The following is a 20546-nucleotide window of genomic DNA, read 5'->3' on the forward strand; positions in this document are numbered from 1 at the left end:
CCCATGGGTGACCTCTTCGACGGATACGGCTCGACGCTGACGCCGCGCAAGACCGTATCGGGGGTGCCGCCCTACGACGAGATGTTCGAGGTCTCGGGCACTCTGCCCGCTCCCGGCAGCTCGCGCGCGGCGTACCGCGAGCTCTACCAGGCGCTCGCGCAGATGACCCAGGAAGAGCTCCGCGGACGCACTGAGTCGCTCGCGAGCTCGTACCTCGCACAGGGCGTCACCTTCGACTTCGCGGGGGAGGAGCGCCCCTTCCCGCTGGATGCCGTTCCCCGCGTCATCGACTACGACGAGTGGTCGCACGTCGAGTCGGGCGTGAAGCAGCGCGTGCGTGCCCTCGAGGCGTTCCTCGACGACGCGTACGGCCACCAGTTCTGCGTCCGCGACGGCGTGCTGCCGGCGAAGCTCATCGCCTCGTCGCAGTACTACTACCGGCAGGCGGCCGGCATCCGGTCCGCGAACGGCGTGCGCATCCAGGTCTCCGGCATCGACCTCATCCGCGACGAGCACGGCGAGATGCGCGTGCTCGAAGACAACGTCCGCGTGCCCTCGGGGGTCAGCTACGTCATCTCGAACCGCCGGGTGATGGCCCAGACCCTGCCCGAGCTGTTCGTCTCGATGCGCGTGCGCCCCGTGGGCGACTACCCCAACAAGCTGCTGCAGGCGCTGCGCGCCTCGGCCCCTCCCGGAGTCGACGACCCCAACGTCGTCGTCCTCACGCCGGGCGTCTACAACTCCGCCTACTTCGAGCACACGCTGCTCGCGCGACTCATGGGCGTCGAGCTCGTCGAGGGCCGCGACCTGGTCTGCTCGGGCGGCAAGGTGTTCATGCGCACGACGCGCGGCCCGCAGCGCGTCGACGTCATCTACCGCCGCGTCGACGACGACTTCCTCGATCCGCTGCAGTTCCGCGCTGACTCGATGCTCGGCGCCCCGGGGCTCATGCTCGCCGCTCGCCTGGGCAACGTCACGATCGCCAACGCCGTGGGCAACGGCGTCGCCGACGACAAGCTGCTGTACACCTATGTCCCCGACCTGATCCGGTACTACCTCGCGGAGGAGCCCATCCTCAAGAACGTCGACACCTGGCGGCTCGAGGACCCGGGCGCGCTCGAAGAGGTGCTCGACCGGCTCGACGAGCTCGTCGTGAAGCCGGTCGACGGCTCGGGCGGAAAGGGACTCGTCGTGGGTCCGGATGCCTCGCCCGCCGAGCTCGAGAAGCTCCGCAAGAAGCTGCTCGCCGACCCGCGCGGCTGGATCGCCCAGCCCGTCGTCATGCTCTCGACGATCCCGACGCTCGTCGAGGACGGCATGCGTCCGCGCCACGCCGACCTCCGCCCGTTCGCGGTCAACAACGGCGAGGAGGTGTGGGTGCTGCCGGGCGGCCTCACGCGCGTCGCGCTGCCCGAGGGCCAGCTCGTCGTCAACTCCAGCCAGGGCGGCGGATCGAAGGACACATGGGTGGTCGGCGGCGATGCGCCCCGGACGGCCGAGTACAGCCAGGGCAACCTCGCCGGGCTCGTGGCCGACCAGGCGTCGACGCAGGCGATCCCGATCATCTACGACGAGCAGGACGAGCCGGCCCATTCGCCGCAGGACCACCCCGGCGGTCTGAGCGAGCAGCAGGAGCAGCAGCAGCAGGAGCAGCAGCAGACCGGCGGTGCGACGTGCTGAGCCGCATCGCCGAGAGTCTCTTCTGGATCGGACGGTACATCGAGCGGAGCGACGGCACCGCCCGCATCCTCGATGTGCACCTGCAGCTGCTGCTCGAGGACCCGTGGATCGACGAGGACACCGCCTGCCGGTCGCTCCTGTCGGTCATGGGCTCCTTCCCTCCCGAGGGGCTCGACACCGTCACCCGTCAGGACGTGCTGACCCGGCTCGCGGTCGACCGCACCAACCCGTCCAGCATCGCCTACTCGCTGCAGTCGGCCCGCGAGAACGCCCGCCGCGCGCGCGAGATCGTCTCGACCGAGCTGTGGGAGACCCTGAACACGACGTACTCCCGGATGCCGCGGCGGCTCAACGCCGAGAAGGTGCACGAGTTCTTCCACTGGGTGCGCGAGCGCGCGGCGCTCGCCGTCGGCGTCACCGACTCGTCGACGAGCCGCGACGAGGCCTGGCAGTTCTTCACGCTCGGCCGCTCGATCGAGCGCACCGACATGACGGCGCGGCTGCTCGCGACCCGGTCGCTGACCGAGGAGTCCGGCCCGTCGTGGACGACGATCCTCCGCTCCTGCGGCGCGTACGAGGCGTACCTGCGCACGTACCGCGGCATGCCGAGCGCGCGCAACGCCGCGGAGTTCCTGCTGCTCGATCGGCTCTTCCCGCGCTCGATCATCCACTCGATCCAGCGCGCCGAGGAATGCATGAGTGCGATCGATCCGGTCGCCGACCGCGTGGGCCACTCCAATGCGGTGCTCCGTGCGCTCGGCCGCATCCGCAACGACCTCGAGTACCGGCCGCTGGGCGAGATCCTGTCGGAGCTGCCCGAGCACATGGACAACGTGCAGAAGGTGACCCGCGAGGCCTCCGAGGCGATCCGCAGCCGCTTCTTCCCCACCGCGGCGGAACCGAACTGGATCGGAGAGACCTCGTGAAGCGTCTGCGCATCGAGCACACGACCGGGTTCACCTATCCCGGCGACGTCGCCGCGTCGTACAACGAGGCGCGGATGCTGCCGAGCTCGACTGACAGCCAGTTCGTGCTGAGCTCACAGCTCGACATCGACCCGACGACGGCGGTCAACCACTACGTCGACTACTTCGGCACCCGGGTCGCGGCGTTCGACGTGCTGGCCGCCCACCGCGCGCTGGCGATCACAGCCCGCTCGCTCGTCGAGGTGCGGCCGCGCCCCATCGAGCACCGCCAGATCTCGTGGGAGGAGCTGGCCGCCGAGACCGAGCGCTCGATCCACACGGTCGAGCAGCTGGGGCAGACCGCCCGCACCGCGCCGCATCCGGAGGTCGTGCAGCTCGCCCGCGAGATCGCGGCCTCTCACGACGAGCCGGGGCCGGCGGCGCACGCGATCGCGATCGCGATCGGGGATGCCGTGGAGTACATGACCGGCGTCACGGGAGTGCACTCGACGGCGGCGGAGTCGTGGCCCGAGCGCAAGGGCGTGTGCCAGGACATCGCGCACATCACCCTCGGGGCGCTGCGCAGCGTCGGCATCCCCGCCCGCTACGTCTCGGGATACCTGCATCCCGACCCCGACGCGCAGGTCGGCGTGCCGGTGACGGGCGAGTCGCACGCCTGGATCGAGTGGTTCGCCGGCGATTGGCAGGGCTTCGATCCGACGAACAACGTCGAGATCAGCGACCGGCACGTGCTGGTCGGGCGCGGCCGCGACTACAACGACGTCCCGCCGCTGCGCGGGGTGTTCGCTGGGCCCTACAAGAGCGCGCTGCACGTCACGGTGACGATCACGCGCGAGGCGTGACCGCCGCGGCATCCGCTTCGTCCGCCTCGCGGCGGGTGCCCCGGCCGAGGGATGCCGTCGCGGCGAGGCCCAGCACGAGGAAGCCGGCCGCGGCGAAGCTCGCGGCGCGCGTGCCGTCGGAGAGGGCGGCTTTCGCGTCGGTCGCGATGTCGGCGGTCTGCGGTGAGGCCTCGAGGCCCGCGATCGCACCGCCCGCGCTCTCGACGACGGCGCTGACGACCTGATCGCGCTGCTCGCCGGGGATGCCGCGATCGTCGAGCTTGGCGCTGAGGGCGCCGGAGGTCGTCGAGAACAGGATGGTTCCGAGGATCGCGATGCCGAGCGCGGCGCCGAGCTGACGGGCGGTCGACTGCGTGCCGGAGGCCTGCCCTCCCTCGGCGACGGGGACGTCGGCGAGGACGACCCCGGTCAGCTGCGCGGTGGCGAGGCCGACGCCGATGCCGTAGACGAACAGCGCCGGGATGAGCGGACCCCAGGTGGCGTCCGGCCCGATGACGAGGGCGACGCCGGCGACGCCGACGATCTCGGCCGCGAGGCCCGCGCGCACCACCCACACCGGCGCGACCTTGCCCGACAGGGCGCCGGCGAGCCCGCTCGCGACGAACGAGCCTGCGGCGAGGGCGAGCAGCACGAGGCCCGTCTGGACCGCCTCGAACCCGAGCGCGAACTGCAGCCACAGGGGGAGGGCCAGGATGATGCCGAACTCGCCGAGCGCGACGACGAGGGCGGCGAGGTTGCCGTTGCGGAACGACGGGATGCCGAAGAGCCCGAAGGCCAGCAGTGTGGGCTCGCCGGCGCGGCGACGGCGCACGCCCCAGACGATGAAGGCCGCGATCGCGAGGGCCGAGAGGCCGAACGCGATCGGGACGGGCGAGAGGTCGCCGGGCCACGATGCGCCGAAGAGCTCGGGGCGCTGGTCGACGGTCCACCAGCCGTAGGTGCGTCCCTCGATGAGGCCGAAGACGAGGGTGCCCATGGCGATGACCGACAGGACGGCTCCGATGACGTCGATCCCGACGGCTCCGCCGCGCGACTCGTCGACCGTCAGCAGGACGCCCACGATGATCAGGACGCCGAGCGGGATGTTGATGCCGAAGGCCCAGTGCCACGAGAACGTCGTCGTCAGCCAGCCGCCGAGCAGCGGGCCGACGGCGGCCATACCGCCGATCGTCGAACCCCAGACGGCGAAGGCGATGCCGCGCTCGCGGCCGCGGAAGGTCGCGTTCAGCAGCGACAGCGTGGTCGGCAGGATCATCGCGCCGCCGACTCCCTGGACGAAACGGGCGAGGATCAGCAGGTCGCCGCTCGACGCGAGCACCGCGCCCACGGAGGCGAGCGCGAAGACGACGACGCCGGTCAGCAGCATCCGGCGGCGGCCGACGCGGTCGGCGATGCTGCCGAAGACGAGCAGGAGCGAGGCGAACACGAGGGTGTACGCCTCCTGCACCCACTGCACCTGCGTCGAGGTGATGCCGAGGTCGTCGACGATCGAGGGGACGGCGACGTTGACGATCGTCGAGTCCACGATGATGAGCGCGACGGCGATGCTGATGAAGACGAGTCCCGCCCACCGGCGGCGTGCCGAAGTTTCCATGATTGCTAGAATAGCTAGCAAAATTGCGGGCACAAGGTGTGGTTCGCGCAACGCGAAAACGGCCGGTCCCGCGGGGAACCGGCCGTCTCGATCGAGCCCGTGGATCAGGCGGGCGGGTCGCCCGGGTCGAGCGTCTTCAGCATGTCCTCCTCGGCGGCGTTGTCGGCCGTGAGTTCGTCCTCGGTGGTCTCATCGCCGCCGCGGGGCGCGTCATCGGTGATCGACTGCTCGGCGCTGGGATCGTCGAGGTGACGGTCGCCGGTGGGCTCTTCGGACGGGATCGCGCTGTCGCCGGCGCCGCCGGCCGGGGTGTCGTGGCTGCTCATGGGCGCGACGTTACGCTCGCGGTCGCCGCGCGCGGCACCCCTTGACACGCGATCCGGCCGTGGTGCCCCCGCGGCATCGCGAATTTCCTGGTCGAGCAGGGGTTCGGGCAGCCCGGCCGCGACGACGGCGAGCCGGAAGTCGGTCTCGAGCGGCGACATCGCGCCTTCGCGGATGAGTCCCAGCGCTTCGACGAGCTTCGCCGAGCCGACTCGTCGGCCCGCGGCGACCGCATCGGTCAGCTCCTCGAGCGTGCTCAGCCGCTCCTCCGGCAGGCGCCGCCCCCGCTCCCCGACCTCGAGCTCGCCGGGGGAGTGGGCGCCCGTTCCCCACAGCACTGCCGCCGCGCGTCCGCAGGAGAACGCCCGTTCGCCCATGATCGAGGCATACGCCCGGGCATCCTCGAGCACCCGCTGCCGGGCGGCCTGATCCTCGGCGAGCGGGCCAGCCGGCGCGGCATCCTCTGCTCCGCGCCTCCGGCGCACGCCGCGGAAAGGCGTCTCGAGGTCTGCGGTGCGCGGCCGCTTGAGCGAGATGCCCGCCGCCGCCGCGTCGGCGCACGAGAACGCTCCGCCGAGGGTTTCGGGGAGAGGGTCGGGGCGTCGCGGCATCCCCCGATCCTCCTCGTCGAGTCCGCCCCGCGGGGCTCAGCGCCCGAGCATGTGCATCGCCCGCCCGCCCGTTCCGCGGGGGAGGAACCCCCGAAACGCAGTTCGCCTGGCAGCTCACGCCCCCTCCGCGCGCGTGAAGAGGCGAGAACTGCCAGGCGAACCAGGCGAAGCCCGGGCTCAGGTGCCCAGGGTGCCGAGGTAGAGGCCGATGACCTTGGGGTCGTTGAGCAGCTCCCGGCCGGTGCCGGTGTAGGCGTCGCGGCCCTGGTCGAGGACGTACCCGCGGTCGCAGATCTGCAGGCAGCGCCGCGCGTTCTGCTCGACCATGATGGTCGTCACGCCCGCCTTGTTGATCTCCGACACCCGCAGGAACGCCTCGTCCTGACGCGACGGCGACAGGCCTGCCGAGGGCTCGTCGAGCAGCAGCACGTAGGGGTCCATCATCAGCGCGCGCCCCATCGCGACCATCTGGCGCTCGCCGCCGGAGAGCGATCCGGCCCGCTGCTGCAGCCGCTTGGCGAGGTCGGGGAAGATGGATGTCACGAAGTCGGTGCGCTCGGCGACGACCTTCGGTCGCTGATACGCCCCCATCTGCAGGTTCTCCGCGATCGTGAGGCTCGGGAAGACGTTGTTCGTCTGCGGCACGAAGCCGACGCCCTTCGACACGAGCTTGTTGGCGCGCAGCCCCGTGATCTCCTCGCCGTTCAGCTTGACCGAACCGGAGCGCACCTTCACCTGACCGAAGATGGCCTTGAGCATCGTGGACTTGCCGGCGCCGTTGGGGCCGATGATCCCGACGAGTTCACCGGGAGCTGCGGTGAGGTTCGCGCCATTGAGGATGTTCACGCCGGGCAGATAGCCGGCGTGGACGTCGGTCAGCTCGACGACGTTCTCGGTCACTTGCGGTCCCCATCCTTCTCGGCATCCGCGGCGCCTACGGCATCCGCCGTCCCTGCGGCATCCGTCGTCGGCGCCTCGTCGATCGCCTGGTCGAGCTCGTGCACCGTCTCGATGAGCTCCTCCGCCTCGGGCGGCAGCTCGCCGGCGTGGCGGCCCGTCACGACGCCGAGGTCGACGTCCTGGTGTGCGCCGAGGTAGGCGTCGATCACCGCGGGGTTCTGCATCACGGTGTCGGGCGGGCCCTCGGCGACGACGCGTCCTTCGGCCATCACGACGACCCAGTCGGCGATGTGACGCACCATGTGCATGTCGTGCTCGACGAAGACGACGGTCATGCCGAGGTCCTTCAGATCGAGGATGTGGTCGAGCAGCGACTGCGTCAGGGCGGGGTTCACTCCGGCCATCGGCTCATCCAGCATGACGAGCACGGGATCGCTCATGAGCGCGCGCGCCATCTCGAGGAGCTTGCGCTGACCGCCCGAGAGCGACGCGGCGAAGTCCTTCTCCTTGGCGTCGAGCTTGAAGCGGGCGAGCAGACCGCGCGCCTTCTCCTCGATCTCGGCCTCCTGCCCCCGCCACAGGAAGGGCAGGATGCCGGCGAAGATCCCCTCGCCCTTCTGCTTCGGGGCGCCGAGCTTCATGTTCTCGAGCACCGTGAGCAGGCCGAGCGACTTCGTCAGCTGGAACGTGCGCACCTGGCCCATCCGGGCCGCCTTGAAGGCGGGGATGCCGGCGAGGTTGGTCCCGTCGAACGACCACGATCCCGCGTTGGGCTTGTCGAAGCCGGTCAGCAGGTTGAACAGCGTCGTCTTGCCGGCGCCGTTCGGGCCGATGAGGGCGGTGATCGCGCCGCGCGGGATCTCGAGGTGCTCGACGTCGACGGCGGTCAGGCCGCCGAAGACGCGCTTGACGCCGTCGGCGACGATGATCGGGTCGTTCTTCGCGACGCCGGGGCGGACCTCGCCGCTGCCGTCGTCTTTGTGCAGGCCGGTCGCCTTGGGGCGCGGCGTCGGGGGTACGACATCAGCGGACAAAGGTCAGCTCCTTCTTGCTTCCGAGGATGCCCTGCGGGCGGAAGATCACCAGCAGCATGAGCGCGACGCCGACCAGCACGAACACGAGCATCTGGCTCTGCTCGGTGGTCAGGAACGGCAGCCAGCCGATGTTGACGAGGGCCGGCAGCAGGTTCGACAGGAACGCGCGCACCACCCAGAACAGCACGGCGCCGAGCACCGGGCCGAAGATGGTGGCCGCGCCGCCGAGCAGCAGGGCGGTCCAGACGTAGAACGTCTGCGAGGTGACGTAGACGTTCGGGTTGACGTTGGTGCCCATGGCGGTGACGATGCCGCCGGCCGCGATGATGACACCGCCGACGATGAGCGCCTGCATCTTGAAGGCGAAGACGTTCTTGCCGAGCGAGCGCACGGCGTCCTCGTCCTCGCGGATGCCGCGGATGACGCGCCCCCAGGGGCTGCTCATGAGCAGCCAGACGAGGGTGACGACGATCGCGATCGTGATCAGACCGACGATGATGACCCACCACTGGTCGGACTGGTACGTCCACGGCCCGAAGCCCCAGCGTCCCGGAGGAAGCGGGTTGCTGGCGCGGAACCCGGCCTGGAAGCCTGAGAGACCGTCGGCCGATCCCGTCTGGTTGCGGAACGCCGACGTGAGGAAGAGCAGGCGCAGCACCTCGGCGGCCGCGATCGTGACGATGGCGAGGTAGTCGCCGCGCAGCCGGAGGGTCGGGATGCCCATGACGAGCGCGAAGACCACGGCGGCGATGAGGCCGATGAGTGCCGCCACCGGCCAGGCGAGCCCGAAGGTGAGGATCGAGATCGCGAACCCGTAGGCGCCGATCGCCATGAAGCCCGCGACGCCCATGTTGAGCAGGCCTGCGAAGCCGAAGTGAACCGACAGGCCGATGGCGGCGAGGATGTACCCGAGGGTCGCCGGGGCGAGGATCTGCGCCGCGGTGTTGCTGAGGATCTGAAGGAAGTTCACGATGCCTATCCGATTCGCTCTCGGCGCCCGAGGAGACCCTGCGGGCGGAACAGCAGGATGACGATCAGCACGACCAGCGCGCCGACGTACTTGAGGTCGGAGGGGATCCACAGCGTCGACACTTCGACGAGGAGCCCCACGATGATGGCGCCCACGAGCGCGCCGAACGCGGTGCCGAGACCGCCGAGCGTGACGGCGGCGAAGATGAGCAGCAGGATGCTGGTGCCCATGTCCCACTTGATGCCCGGCCGGAAGTAGGCCCACAGCACCCCGGACAGGCCGGCGAGCGCCGCGGCGACGACCCAGACGACCCGGACCACTGCGTCGACGTCGATGCCGCTGGCGGCGGCGAGCGACGGGTTGTCCGAGACGGCCCGCGTCGCACGGCCGATCCGCGTGCGCATGAGCCACCATGCGAAGCCGGCGATGACCACGAGCGAGACGCCCATGCTGATCACGTCGGTGAGGGTGAGGCGGATCGGGCCGAGGCCGGGGATGACCGAGGTCGAGCCGCCGGGGAGCTGGGCCGTCCCGCCGCCGACGAACATCTGGAAGATGTAGCGCAGCGCGAGCGAGAGACCGATCGAGACGATCATGAGCTGCACGGTGCCGAGGCCGCGGCGTCGCAGCGGTCGCCAGAGGCCGGCATCCATCGTCAGGCCGAACAGCGCCGAGACGGCGACCGCCAACGGGATCGCGATCCAGATCGGCAGACTGAACCCGGCCGAGAACAGCAGGGCGGCGAGCGCTCCGAAGGTGACCATCTCGCCGTGCGCGAAGTTCGACAGGCCCGTCGTGCCGAACACGAGCGAGAGGCCGATCGCGGCGAGGGCCAGCATGAGGCCGAAGTTCAGGCCGTTGACGGCGCGGGAGAGCAGCTGGTCGACGAAGCTCGTCGTCTGCCGTTCGGCCGCCTCGAGCGTGAAGTTGCGCGTGATCGTGCTCGTCGCGCCGAACTCCACCTCGATCGTCGATTCGAAGCCCTCCGGGACGGTCACCCCCGAGGGGAGGCTGTCCTCGACGAGTTCGACGGTGTAGGCGACATCTTTCGTCGGGACGCCGATCGAGAAGCTGCCTCTCTCGTTCGTCTCGCCTTCGGCTTCGAAGTCGCCGCCGGTCACGACGATGGTGGCCCCTTCCACGGGTTCGCCACCGGTGCGGACGTTGCCCGCGATCGTGAAGGGCAACGACTCGGCGTCGTCTCCTGCGGCCAGGGCGGGGGAGGCGATGCCCAGGAACGCCACGACGGCCAGGAGGCCGGCGATCAACGTCGAGAACATGCGCCTCGGGCGACGAGCAGCGCGCGTCATCGAAGTGATCGCCACTGGCACCTCCTGAGATAAGTGGACGAACGCCGAGAGGTACCGGTTCTGCTGGTGGCTTCGGCGACACCTGAACGTATGCGCTGATTGTTGCTTGCGTGTTTCCGGTGCGCAACAACGAATGCGGTGTGTCGTTTCGCGGATCTCGGGCGCGGGAATGCCGCGCGGCGCCGGGCGCTTAGAATCGTTGAGACTTCCAAGGAGTGCGCATGAGCGACTACAACGACCCGTTCGGATTCGTCGGCCTCACCTACGACGACGTCCTGCTCCTGCCGGGGCACACCGACGTCATCCCGTCCGAGGCCGATACGTCGTCGCGCGTGACGCGGCGCATCACCGTGGCCACCCCGCTGCTGTCGGCCGCGATGGACACCGTCACCGAGGCGCGCCTCGCGATCGCGATCGCGCGGGAGGGCGGCATCGGCATCATCCACCGCAACCTCTCCATCGAGGAGCAGGCGGCGATGGTCGACCGGGTCAAGCGCAGCGAGTCGGGCATGATCACCGACCCGATCACGACGACGCCCGACGCGACGATCGAGGAGGTCGACGCACTGTGCGGGCAGTACCGCATCTCGGGCCTGCCGGTCGTCGACGACGAGGGGCACCTGCTCGGCATCGTCACGAACCGCGACATGCGCTTCGTCTCGGGCTTCGAGCGGCAGACCACCAAGGTGCGCGACGTCATGACGAGCGAGAACCTCGTGACCGGTCGCGTCGGCATCGGGGCGAACGAGGTCATCGCGCTCTTCGCCCACCACCGCGTCGAGAAGCTCCCGCTCCTCGACGAGGAGGGCAAGCTCGCCGGTCTCATCACGATCAAGGACTTCGACAAGAGCGAGAAGTACCCCCTCGCCACGAAGGACGACCAGGGGCGACTGCGCGTCGGCGCGGCCATCGGCTTCTTCGGTGACGCATGGCAGCGGGCCGAGGCTCTCCGCGACGCCGGTGTCGACGTGATCGTCGTCGACACCGCGAACGGCCAGTCGGCGGGCGTCATCGACATGGTCAAGCGCCTGAAGGCGGATGCATCCTTCGAGCACATCGACGTCATCGGCGGGAACGTCGCGACCCGCGAGGGCGCCCAGGCGCTCATCGACGCGGGTGTGGATGCCGTCAAGGTCGGCGTCGGCCCGGGCTCGATCTGCACCACGCGCGTCGTCGCCGGTGTCGGCGTGCCCCAGGTCACCGCGATCTACGAGGCGTCGCTGGCCGCGCGCGAAGCCGGCATCCCGATCATCGCCGACGGCGGTCTGCAGTACTCGGGCGACATCGCCAAGGCCCTCGTCGCCGGCGCCGACTCGGTCATGCTCGGGTCGCTGCTCGCCGGAACCGACGAGTCGCCGGGCGAGATCGTCTTCCAGGGCGGCAAGCAGTTCAAGCAGTACCGCGGCATGGGGTCGCTCGGCGCGCTGCAGACCCGCGGCAAGAAGACCTCGTACTCGAAGGACCGGTACTTCCAGGCCGACGTCCCGAGCGACGACAAGCTCATCCCCGAGGGCATCGAGGGGCAGGTCGCCTACCGCGGCCCCGTATCGGCCGTGGCCTACCAGCTCATCGGCGGCCTGCGTCAGTCGATGTTCTACGTCGGCGCCCGCACCGTCGAAGAGCTGAAGGCTCGCGGCAAGTTCGTGCGCATCACCTCGGCCGGCCTCAAGGAGTCGCACCCCCACGACGTCCAGATCGTGGTCGAGGCGCCCAACTACAAGCGCTGACCCGCGCGCGCTGGAGCGCATACGGAGGAGATCTGCACATCGGAGGCCCGTCACGCGGCGGCCGCCCTCTGTTTTGCAGATCTCCTCTTGTGCGCCGGGAAGGGGCGGCGCCTGACATCAGCTCGCACGGTGCAGCCCCTGGGTGACGGCGGTCGCGATGAGGCCGTGCACGTGCGGCCAGTCGTCGACGACCTGGGCGTAGGTGACACGGATGACGTGGTAGCCGTGCAGCATCAGCCGTGCGTCGTGCTCGATGTCGGCGGCGCGTTGACGCCCCACGTGGTGGCCCCCGTCGATCTGCACGACGAGGCGCTCCCCGATGAGCAGATCGACCGGCCGACCGAGCAGCCACACCTGCTGCCGGAGGGGCACCCCGAGCCAGCGGAGCCGTAGCGGAAGCATCGTCTCGAGACCGGAGTCGGAGTAGGGCGACGCCTGAGCCCACAGTCGCCGCCCGGCCGGCGGCAGGTCGAGCCGGCCCAGCACCTCGCGCGAGGTCAGCTGCCGTCGCAGCGCGGATTCCCAGATCACGAGAGCGGGTTCGAGCGGCTGGCATCGGGCCACGGCCACCAGGACGTTCTCGATGCTGTCGACGAGAGCATCCGGATGCCGCGGCACGGCGGGCGTGTGCCAGTGCACAGTCGCTCGCCGGGTGGGGGCTCTGCCCGCGTGTGGAGGCGCCGCGACATGAGGTCGGTCCTCTTCGAGGACCCACAGGCCGAGTCGCCGCGCTGCGCTGATGCACGCGATGACGACGCCGTGACGCGCGGCCGCGAGGAGTTCCGGGTCCGCGTCCGGGAGCGCGACCCATCCACGGCGCACGCGGAGCAGAGCCCCCGTCGCAACGGCGGTCTGTACGCGATGCCGCGAGGCGCCGGCGTCGTGCAGTGCGGTGGTCCGAGCGACCCCGCCGTTTCGCCGCATCCACGACGTGAGGTGGCTTCCATCCATCCTCTGATGCTCGGCCGAGCGCCGCCTCCGGGGTGAGGTTCCGCAGCGGTTTGGGGATGCCCGCCCGCAGATGGGCCCAGGGGAGGAAAGCCCGCCACGGGGTTTCTCACCCCTACGAGAGGAGTTCTGCGCCAGGGAGGGAGTTCGCGCTTCGCGCCTCCTCCGCTGCGCTGATCCCCTCCGCTGCGCAGTCCGCCCGACCCGGGCTCACCCCGCCGGCAGCCGGAAGGGCGCGGCCGCGCGCGCCGTCGCATCCAGCGCGAGGTCGGCGAGGGTCGCGCCGACGCCCGGGGCGAACTTGAAGCCGTGGCCCGAGAACCCCGCGCCGACCACCACCGAGCCGACGCGATCGAGCACGAAGGCGCTGTCGTCGGTCGAGGTGTAGGTGCACGACAGGTGCACGGCCGAGTCGGGGTCGAGCCCCGGCATCCATTCCCGCACGTACTCGACGAGCGTCTCGTGGTGCGTCACCCGGTGCGGGCGCTCGTCGGGATCGACGACGTCCCCGACGCGGTGGAACCCGACCTTGACCCCTTCGCCGGGCGTCGGCATCCCGTACACCGGCGCCGGGTAACGCTCGGGGTCGAGCCGATGGTTGAACGAGGGCCACGGGCCCGCGGCGGGCGCGAAATGCGCCGGGGTCTCCTCGGTCACCGTCAGGCGCGGCAGACGGATGCCGGGCAGCAGGCGCTCGGTCCAGGCGCCGACCGTCGCGACGACGACGTCGGCCACCACCTCGCCGCCGGCCAGCCGCACGCGCGCCCCGCGCTCGCCGAGATCGTCGATGCCGGCGACAGGCGCACCCCAGCGCACCTCGCCGCCGCCGCCCTGCACGCGCCGCTCGAGCTCGAGCATCGCCGCGGAGGCCCGCGCCACGCCGGCATCCGCGGAGTACAGCACGTCGGTCTCGAACCGCATCCCCGGCCAGCGCGCGCCCGCCTCCACAGCCGAGAGCATCTCGGCGGGGATGCCGCGCGCGCCGAGGCTCCGCGCGATCGTCTCGAGCCCGTCGGCGTCGTCCGCGGCGCCGCCGAGGTCGCCGCCGACGCCGTGGGTCACGAGCCCATGCCGCCGCAGCAGCGGCTCGCCGTCGACCTCGCCGAGAGCGTCCCACCCGTCGCGGGCGCGCTGCAGCAGATCGAGGTAGTGGGCGTCGGCGTACGCGTTGTTGAAGTTCCGCGTCGCGCCGTGCGAAGCGCCGTGGGTGTGTCCGCGCCCGAAGCGCTCGAGGACGAGAGGACGTTCGCCGCGGCGGACGAGGGCCCACGCGGTGGCGAGGCCCATGATGCCCGCGCCGACGATCACGATGCGTGTCATCCCGCCAGCATCCCATCCGCCCCGGCGTGCGATAGCCTGGTCGGCTCCGCAGTGGAGCGGAAAGGCCCGGTCCACGATGGGATCGCTCGACATCCAGGGTGTGTCGTACACCCTCCCCGACGGCAGACCGCTGCTCGACGAGGTCACGTTCCGCGTCGGCGCGGGATCGACGACCGCGCTGATCGGTCAGAACGGCGCGGGAAAGACGACGCTGCTGCGCATCATCCGCGGGGATGCCGCGGCCCACGGCGGTGTCGTCCAGATCGACGGCGGCCTCGGGGTCATGGACCAGTTCGTCGGGCACGGCGGCGCCGGTGAGACCGTCCACGACCTGCTCATCTCGGTCGCGCCCGATCGCGTCCGCCGTGCCGCCCGTGAGCTGGATGACGCCGAGAACGCCGTGATCGCCTCCGACGAGCTCGACACCCAGATGCGCTACGCCGCCGCGATCGCCGACTACGCGGATGCGGGCGGCTACGAGTACGAGACGGTGTGGGACACCTGCACGACGGCGGCCCTCGGCGTGCCGTTCGAGCGGGCGCGCTTCCGCGAGCTGACGACGCTCTCGGGCGGCGAGCAGAAGCGGCTCGCTCTCGAGGCGCTGCTCCGCGGGCCCGACGAGGTGCTGCTCCTCGACGAGCCCGACAACTATCTCGACGTCCCGGGGAAGCGCTGGCTGGAGGAGCGGCTGCGCGAGACGGCGAAGACGGTCCTGCTCGTCTCGCACGACCGGGAGCTGCTCGCCCGCGCCGCCGATCGCATCGTGACGCTCGAGGCCGGGGGAGCGGGCAGCACCGCCTGGGTCCACGGCGGGGGATTCGAGACCTATCACCGCGCCCGCGACGAGCGCATGGCGCGCCTGGACGAGCTGCGCCGCCGGTGGGACGAGGAGCACGCGAAGCTGAAGCGGTTCGTCGCGGAGATGAAGGCGAAGGCGGCGGCCAGCGACGAGTTCGCGTCGCGCTACCGGGCCGCCCAGACGCGTCTGCGCCGATTCGAGGATGCCGGGCCGCCCGAGGAGCGTCCGCCGGAGCAGAACCTCGAGCTGCGGCTGCGCGGCTCGCGCACGGGCAAACGCGCGGTCGTGGCGGACGGGCTGGAACTCGTCGGCCTCATGCAACCGTTCGATCTCGAGGTCTGGTTCGGCGACCGGGTCGCGGTGCTCGGCTCCAACGGCTCGGGGAAGTCGCACTTCCTGCGTCTTCTCGCCGCCGGCGGCACGGCGCCGGACGCTCTGCTGGGGCACGTCACGGCCGTCGGCTCCGCGCTCGAGCCCGTCGCGCACGCCGGGACCGTGACGCTCGGTGCGCGGGTCGTCCCGGGCTGGTTCGCCCAGACCCACCGGCATCCGGAGTTCACCGGCCGCACGCTGCTGGAGATCCTGCACCGGGGCGACGACCGCCGAGCCGGGATGCCGCGGGATGCCGCGAGCTCGGCGCTCGACCGCTACGGACTCGTCCGCCAGGCCGAGCAGACCTTCGACAGCCTGTCGGGCGGTCAGCAGGCGCGGTTCCAGGTGCTGCTGCTCGAGCTCTCGGGGGCGACGCTGCTGCTGCTCGACGAGCCCACCGACAACCTCGACCTGACGTCGGCCGAAGCGCTCGAGCGCGCGCTCGCGGCGTTCGAGGGCACGGTGCTCGCGGTCACCCACGACCGCTGGTTCGCGCGCTCGTTCGACCGGTTCGTCGTCTTCGGCGGCGACGGCCGCGTCTACGAGTCGAGCGAGGCGGTCTGGGACGAGCAGCGGGTCGCCCGCGCTCGCTGAGCGCACGGCCGGTCCGGCTGTCGTGTCCGGACCGGCCGGTAGGCTGGAGGGGTGACCATGGAGATCGAGCTCGGCCGCGCCAAGCGCGCCCGTCGGGCCTACGCGTTCGACGACATCGCTGTGGTGCCCTCGCGGCGCACCCGCAACACCGAGGACGTGTCGACCGCCTGGTCGATCGACGCCTTCCAGTTCTCGATCCCGGTGCTCGGCGCCCCGATGGACTCGGTCACCAGCCCGCGGACGGCGATCATGCTCGGTCAGCTCGGCGGACTTGGCGTCCTCGATCTCGAAGGCCTCTGGACGCGGTACGACGACCCCGAGCCGCTGCTCGCCGAGATCGCCGGGCTGCCCGACGCGTCGGCGACGCGACGCATGCAGGAGCTCTACGCCGAGCCGATCAAGCCCGAGCTCGTGCGCGACCGCCTGGCCGAGATCCGCGCGGCGGGCGTCACGGTCGCCGGCTCGCTGACGCCGCAGCGCACGCAGGAGCTGTACGAGACCGTCGTCGCCGCGGGCGTCGACCTGTTCGTCATCCGCGGCACGACGGTGTCGGCCGAGCACGTCTCGAGCGTCGACGAACCGCTGAACCTCAAGAAGTTCATCTACGACCTCGACGTCCCGGTGATCGTCGGCGGCGCAGCGACCTACACGGCGGCCCTCCACCTCATGCGCACCGGTGCGGCGGGCGTGCTCGTCGGCTTCGGCGGCGGTGCCGCCTCCACCACGCGCGCGACGCTGGGCCTGCACGCTCCGATGGCGACCGCCGTCGCCGACGTCGCCGGAGCACGTCGCGACTACCTCGACGAGTCGGGCGGACGGTACGTCCACGTCATCGCCGACGGCGGTGTCGGCACCTCCGGAGACATCGTCAAGGCGCTCGCGATGGGTGCCGACGCGGTCATGCTGGGGGTCGCCCTGGCCCGTGCGACAGATGCTCCCGGTCAGGGATTCCACTGGGGGCCCGAGGCTCACCACGCTCAGCTCCCGCGCGGCCGCCGCGTGGCGGTCGAGCAGGTCGGCTCCCTCGAAGAGGTGCTCTACGGCCCGGCCCCGGTCGCCGACGGCACCGCGAACCTCATCGGCGCACTGAAGAAGTCGATGGCGACGACCGGCTACTCCGACCTCAAGGAGTTCCAGCGCGTGGAGGTCGTGGTGGCGCCGTACAGCGTGCGGTGACATGAACTCGATCGATCCCGCTCCGCCCGCCGCAGCGCCGCCCGTGTTCGCGCCGACGCTGCGCGAGGTCATGCTCCGCCCGTGGTGGCTCGGCATGCTCGCGTTCGCCCTGCTCGTGGCGGCGGTGTTCGCGTGGCTCGGGCAGTGGCAGCTCTCGCGCGCCGTCGACACCTCGCCGCCGCCGCCGGGGCAGACCGAGCAGGTGCGTCCCCTCGCCGACGTGACCGAACCCGGTGCGTACCTGCCCGAGCCGCTCGTGGGTCAGCGCGTCGAGGTGCGCGGTTCGTTCGTCGCCGACGACTTCGAGGTCGTCTCGTCGCGGTTCGATCGTGGCGAGGAGGGGTACTGGGTGACGGGCCAGCTCCGCGTCGACCCCGAGTCGGCCCGTTCTTCCGAACCGACCTCGCTCGCCGTCGCGGTGGGGTGGACGGCCGATCGCGCCGAGGCGGATGCCGCGGCTGCGGCCCTCGACGCCGACCCGCCGCAGGATGTCGTCCTCACGGGACGCATCATCTCCGACGAGGGCCCCGCGCTGCCCGGGCGCGGCGCCGATCCTCAGGAGATGACGCGGATGTCGCCCGCCGCGCTGCTCAGCCGCTGGCACGACACCGCGGGACTCGACGTCTACCGCGGCTATCTCACGTCTGCGGAGCCGTTCGGGGGCCTGACCGCGATCCACTCGCCGGCGCCCGACGAGCGGTCGAACGTCAACTGGCTCAACATCTTCTACGCCGTCGAGTGGGCGGTGTTCGCCGGCTTCGCCTTCTACATGTGGTACCGCCTGGCGAAAGACGCGTGGGAGAAGGAGCTCGAAGACCTCGAGGACGCCGCCGTCCCGGCCGCGGGAAGCGCCCCGCCGGGCCGCGACTAGACTGGACGCCATGCCTCGCGCCCCGAAACTCGCCACGTTCCCGGCGATCCGGAACGCTCTGCGCTTCTACCAGATCTGTTCGGTGATCACGGGTGTCGGTCTGCTGCTCCTGCTCGCGGAGATGATCCTGAAGTACACCCCGATCCACACCGAGCTCTTCGCCGGCGGCTCGGGGGGCCTCCTGTGGTTCGCGCCGGTGATCGCCGGCGCCGACTGCGAGTGGTGGTCGCTGTTCCTGCCGCAGACGAACTCGTGCGAGATGCTCTCGACGGGCGACGGATTCAACGTCTCGCTGGCGATCCTCGTCGTGCACGGCTGGTTCTACGTCGTGTACCTGTTCTCGTGCTTCCGCGTGTGGAGTCTCATGCGCTGGTCGTTCCCCCGCTTCATCCTGCTCGCGCTCGGCGGTGTCGTTCCCGCCCTGTCGTTCTTCATGGAGGCCCGCGTCGCACGCGAGGTGAGGACCTACCTCGCCGAGCGAGAAGCCGCTGAGGCAGCCGCATCCATCCCCGCCACGGAAGGCACCCGGTGACCACACAGACCGAAACGTCGCAGCGTCCTGTCCTCGTCGTCGACTTCGGCGCGCAGTATGCCCAGCTCATCGCCCGCCGTGTGCGTGAGGCGGGCGTGTACAGCGAGCTCGTCCCGCACACCGCGACCGCCGAGGAGATCGCCGCGAAGGAGCCGGTCGGCATCATCCTCTCCGGCGGTCCGTCGTCGGTGTACGAGCCCGGCGCGCCGGCCATCGATCCGGGCGTGTTCGATCTCGGGGTTCCGACACTCGGTATCTGCTACGGGTTCCAGGTGATGGCGCAGACCCTCGGCGGCGAGGTCGCCAACACGGGCCTTCGCGAGTACGGAGCCACCGACGCGACCATCGTCACGGAGGGCACGCTGCTCGAGGGGCAGCCCGCCGAGCAGAACGTCTGGATGAGTCACGGCGACCAGGTGTCGCGCGCTCCGGAGGGCTTCGAGGTGCTCGCCCGTACCGCCGCCACTCCCGTGGCCGCCTTCGCCAACGACGTGCGCAAGTTCTACGGCGTGCAGTGGCACCCCGAGGTGAAGCACTCCGACCACGGACAGAACGTGCTCGAGAACTTCCTGCACAAGGCGGCGGGGCTCCCCGCCGACTGGAACAGCGGCAACGTCATCGCCGAGCAGGTCGAGCGGATCCGTGAACAGGTGGGCTCGGGGCGGGTGATCTCCGCGCTGTCGGGCGGTGTCGACTCGGCCGTCTCGACGGCCCTCGTGCACAAGGCCGTCGGTGACAAGCTGACCGCGATCTTCGTCGACCACGGCCTCCTCCGGAAGGGCGAGCGGGAACAGGTCGAGAACGACTACGTCGCCTCGACCGGTGTCCGACTGATCACGGTCGATGCGCGCGAACGGTTCCTCGAGGCCCTCGCCGGCGTCAGCGACCCGGAGCAGAAGCGCAAGATCATCGGCCGTGAGTTCATCCGCGCGTTCGAGCAGGCCGAGCGCGATCTGATGGCCGAGGCGGCCGCCGACGGCGAGCCGATCCGGTTCCTCGTGCAGGGCACGCTGTACCCGGATGTCGTGGAGTCCGGCGGTGGCGCCGGCACGGCGAACATCAAGAGTCACCACAACGTCGGCGGCTTGCCCGAAGACCTGCAGTTCGAGCTCATCGAGCCGCTGCGGACGCTGTTCAAGGACGAGGTCCGCGCCATCGGGCGCGAACTGGGTCTGCCCGAGGCGATCGTCGGACGCCAGCCGTTTCCGGGGCCCGGCCTCGGAATCCGCATCGTGGGCGAGGTCACCGCTGATCGTCTCGAGATCCTGCGTGACGCCGACGCCATCGCGCGCGCCGAGCTGACGAAGGCGGGACTGGATGCCGAGATCTGGCAGTGCCCGGTCGTGCTGCTCGCCGACGTCCGGTCGGTGGGCGTCCAGGGGGATGGTCGCACCTACGGCCACCCCATCGTCCTGCGTCCCGTCTCGAGCGAGGACGCGATGACCGCCGACTGGACGCGGCTGCCCTACGACGTGCTGTCGAAGATCTCGAACCGCATCACGAACGAGGTCCGCGAGGTCAACCGCGTGGTGCTCGATGTCACGTCGAAGCCCCCGGGGACGATCGAGTGGGAGTGAGCGCGCCAGCGACGCTCCACAGCGAACGGCGGATGCCGCGGCCGAACAAGCCGCGGCATCCGCCGTTTTCCGCGTCATGACGGGGATCGTGGGCCTCCGAGCGACGCGCGACACGCCCGGGATGTCGCGCCGCTTTGCCACGATGCCGGGAGCCGCGTAACTTATTACTCGTTCGCCCCACAGGGAAGAGCGAAGGGCCGGAAGGCCGACGCCCCCTCAAGCGGAGAACGAATCCCATCCCAAACCTCTTGCGAGAACAAGACGCTTGCGTCTAGGATGGAACCTCCACCCCGAACAGCAGTCCTCGACTGTGCCGGAACCTCGTTCCGCAGGCAGATCGAAGCGCGTCGCGGGTGGGGTATGGTTGTGAAGTTGCCCTCTGGGCTGGCTGTGAGGTCAGTTGGGGGAGCGTCCGATCCTTGAGAACTCAACAGCGTGC

At 70.5% G+C, this 20546-nt stretch carries 17 protein-coding genes; 9 read left to right on the forward strand and 8 right to left on the reverse strand.

Features of this window, described 5'->3' with window-relative positions:
• Nucleotides 1–3: 3 nt before the first annotated feature.
• From CI089_RS09030 to CI089_RS09040, 3 genes are read left to right on the forward strand one after another with little or no spacing between them, the layout of a single operon-like run.
• Nucleotides 4–1680 carry a circularly permuted type 2 ATP-grasp protein gene (locus CI089_RS09030; protein ID WP_094261151.1) on the forward strand — a complete coding sequence of 559 codons (1677 nt, stop codon included), beginning with the start codon at nucleotides 4–6 and terminating at the stop codon, nucleotides 1678–1680.
• Nucleotides 1674–2606, forward strand: coding sequence for an alpha-E domain-containing protein (locus tag CI089_RS09035; RefSeq protein WP_023952605.1), 933 nt, complete (start codon nucleotides 1674–1676; stop codon nucleotides 2604–2606). The genes CI089_RS09030 and CI089_RS09035 overlap by 7 nt, the downstream gene beginning before the upstream one ends.
• Entirely contained in the window at nucleotides 2603–3448 is an 846-nt protein-coding gene (locus tag CI089_RS09040) for a transglutaminase family protein (RefSeq protein ID WP_094261152.1), read from the forward strand. The genes CI089_RS09035 and CI089_RS09040 overlap by 4 nt, the downstream gene beginning before the upstream one ends.
• Here CI089_RS09040 and CI089_RS09045 read toward each other — a convergent pair.
• From CI089_RS09045 to CI089_RS09070, 6 genes are all read right to left on the reverse strand, one after another.
• A complete protein-coding gene (locus CI089_RS09045; protein WP_094261153.1) occupies nucleotides 3432–5042 on the reverse strand; it encodes a DHA2 family efflux MFS transporter permease subunit in 1611 nt (536 codons plus the stop codon). The genes CI089_RS09040 and CI089_RS09045 overlap by 17 nt on opposite strands.
• A 104-nt stretch (nucleotides 5043–5146) precedes the next feature.
• Complete coding sequence (locus tag CI089_RS09050) at nucleotides 5147–5977, reverse strand: hypothetical protein (protein WP_094261154.1); 831 nt, start codon at nucleotides 5975–5977, stop codon at nucleotides 5147–5149.
• 177 nt (nucleotides 5978–6154) lie between these two features.
• Entirely contained in the window at nucleotides 6155–6877 is a 723-nt protein-coding gene (locus CI089_RS09055) for an ABC transporter ATP-binding protein (RefSeq protein ID WP_023954398.1), read from the reverse strand.
• The gene (locus CI089_RS09060) at nucleotides 6874–7911 is read right to left on the reverse strand and encodes an ABC transporter ATP-binding protein (protein WP_094261155.1); all 1038 of its coding nucleotides are present in this window, start codon (nucleotides 7909–7911) and stop codon (nucleotides 6874–6876) included. The genes CI089_RS09055 and CI089_RS09060 overlap by 4 nt, the downstream gene beginning before the upstream one ends.
• Nucleotides 7901–8881, reverse strand: a complete 981-nt coding sequence (locus CI089_RS09065; protein WP_023954402.1) for a branched-chain amino acid ABC transporter permease — start codon at nucleotides 8879–8881, stop codon at nucleotides 7901–7903. Before CI089_RS09065 ends, CI089_RS09060 begins: the two co-directional genes overlap by 11 nt.
• Before the next feature lie 5 nt (nucleotides 8882–8886).
• Nucleotides 8887–10161, reverse strand: coding sequence for a branched-chain amino acid ABC transporter permease (locus CI089_RS09070; RefSeq protein ID WP_179223280.1), 1275 nt, complete (start codon nucleotides 10159–10161; stop codon nucleotides 8887–8889).
• 251 nt (nucleotides 10162–10412) lie between these two features.
• On the opposite strand from CI089_RS09070, the gene guaB reads away from it, so the two are divergent.
• Nucleotides 10413–11918, forward strand: coding sequence for an IMP dehydrogenase (gene guaB, locus CI089_RS09075; RefSeq protein ID WP_094261156.1), 1506 nt, complete (start codon nucleotides 10413–10415; stop codon nucleotides 11916–11918).
• Between the two features lie 117 nt (nucleotides 11919–12035).
• Here the strand turns inward: guaB and CI089_RS09080 are convergent, their stop codons facing one another.
• Together CI089_RS09080 and CI089_RS09085 are read right to left on the reverse strand one after the other, a co-directional pair.
• The gene (locus CI089_RS09080; protein WP_094261157.1) at nucleotides 12036–12869 is read right to left on the reverse strand and encodes an endonuclease domain-containing protein; all 834 of its coding nucleotides are present in this window, start codon (nucleotides 12867–12869) and stop codon (nucleotides 12036–12038) included.
• A gap of 207 nt (nucleotides 12870–13076) precedes the next feature.
• A complete protein-coding gene (locus CI089_RS09085) occupies nucleotides 13077–14186 on the reverse strand; it encodes an FAD-dependent oxidoreductase (protein WP_094261158.1) in 1110 nt (369 codons plus the stop codon).
• Between the two features lie 76 nt (nucleotides 14187–14262).
• Between CI089_RS09085 and CI089_RS09090 the strand changes: the two genes are divergently transcribed.
• From CI089_RS09090 to guaA, 5 genes are all read left to right on the forward strand, one after another.
• On the forward strand, nucleotides 14263–15951 hold the full coding sequence (locus CI089_RS09090) for an ABC-F family ATP-binding cassette domain-containing protein (protein WP_094261159.1): 1689 nt from the start codon (nucleotides 14263–14265) through the stop codon (nucleotides 15949–15951).
• A 57-nt stretch (nucleotides 15952–16008) separates the two neighbouring features.
• Entirely contained in the window at nucleotides 16009–17127 is a 1119-nt protein-coding gene (locus CI089_RS09095) for a GuaB3 family IMP dehydrogenase-related protein (RefSeq protein ID WP_023954414.1), read from the forward strand.
• 70 nt (nucleotides 17128–17197) lie between these two features.
• Nucleotides 17198–17998: an SURF1 family protein gene (locus CI089_RS09100; RefSeq protein WP_094261328.1), complete on the forward strand. Its 801-nt coding sequence runs from the start codon at nucleotides 17198–17200 to the stop codon at nucleotides 17996–17998.
• A gap of 10 nt (nucleotides 17999–18008) precedes the next feature.
• The gene (locus tag CI089_RS09105) at nucleotides 18009–18530 is read left to right on the forward strand and encodes a DUF3817 domain-containing protein (RefSeq protein WP_023954418.1); all 522 of its coding nucleotides are present in this window, start codon (nucleotides 18009–18011) and stop codon (nucleotides 18528–18530) included.
• Nucleotides 18527–20107 carry a glutamine-hydrolyzing GMP synthase gene (guaA, locus tag CI089_RS09110; RefSeq protein ID WP_094261160.1) on the forward strand — a complete coding sequence of 527 codons (1581 nt, stop codon included), beginning with the start codon at nucleotides 18527–18529 and terminating at the stop codon, nucleotides 20105–20107. Before CI089_RS09105 ends, guaA begins: the two co-directional genes overlap by 4 nt.
• The last annotated feature ends 439 nt before the right edge of the window (nucleotides 20108–20546 follow it).

Source organism: Microbacterium sp. Yaish 1 (genome assembly GCF_002245215.1).
Classification (GTDB): Bacteria; Actinomycetota; Actinomycetes; order Actinomycetales; family Microbacteriaceae; genus Microbacterium.

What these genes read in the sequence shown, in the direction of transcription:
- CI089_RS09030 (WP_094261151.1), top strand. Translation starts at nt 4, where the DNA reads ATGGGTGACCTCTTCGACGGATACGGCTCGACGCTGACGCCGCGCAAG.
- CI089_RS09045 (WP_094261153.1), bottom strand. Translation starts at nt 5,042, where the DNA reads ATGGAAACTTCGGCACGCCGCCGGTGGGCGGGACTCGTCTTCATCAGC.
- CI089_RS09050 (WP_094261154.1), bottom strand. Translation starts at nt 5,977, where the DNA reads ATGCCGCGACGCCCCGACCCTCTCCCCGAAACCCTCGGCGGAGCGTTC.
- CI089_RS09070 (WP_179223280.1), bottom strand. Translation starts at nt 10,161, where the DNA reads ATGTTCTCGACGTTGATCGCCGGCCTCCTGGCCGTCGTGGCGTTCCTG.
- guaB (WP_094261156.1), top strand. Translation starts at nt 10,413, where the DNA reads ATGAGCGACTACAACGACCCGTTCGGATTCGTCGGCCTCACCTACGAC.
- CI089_RS09080 (WP_094261157.1), bottom strand. Translation starts at nt 12,869, where the DNA reads ATGGATGGAAGCCACCTCACGTCGTGGATGCGGCGAAACGGCGGGGTC.
- CI089_RS09085 (WP_094261158.1), bottom strand. Translation starts at nt 14,186, where the DNA reads ATGACACGCATCGTGATCGTCGGCGCGGGCATCATGGGCCTCGCCACC.
- CI089_RS09090 (WP_094261159.1), top strand. Translation starts at nt 14,263, where the DNA reads ATGGGATCGCTCGACATCCAGGGTGTGTCGTACACCCTCCCCGACGGC.
- CI089_RS09095 (WP_023954414.1), top strand. Translation starts at nt 16,009, where the DNA reads ATGGAGATCGAGCTCGGCCGCGCCAAGCGCGCCCGTCGGGCCTACGCG.
- CI089_RS09100 (WP_094261328.1), top strand. Translation starts at nt 17,198, where the DNA reads ATGCTCCGCCCGTGGTGGCTCGGCATGCTCGCGTTCGCCCTGCTCGTG.
- CI089_RS09105 (WP_023954418.1), top strand. Translation starts at nt 18,009, where the DNA reads ATGCCTCGCGCCCCGAAACTCGCCACGTTCCCGGCGATCCGGAACGCT.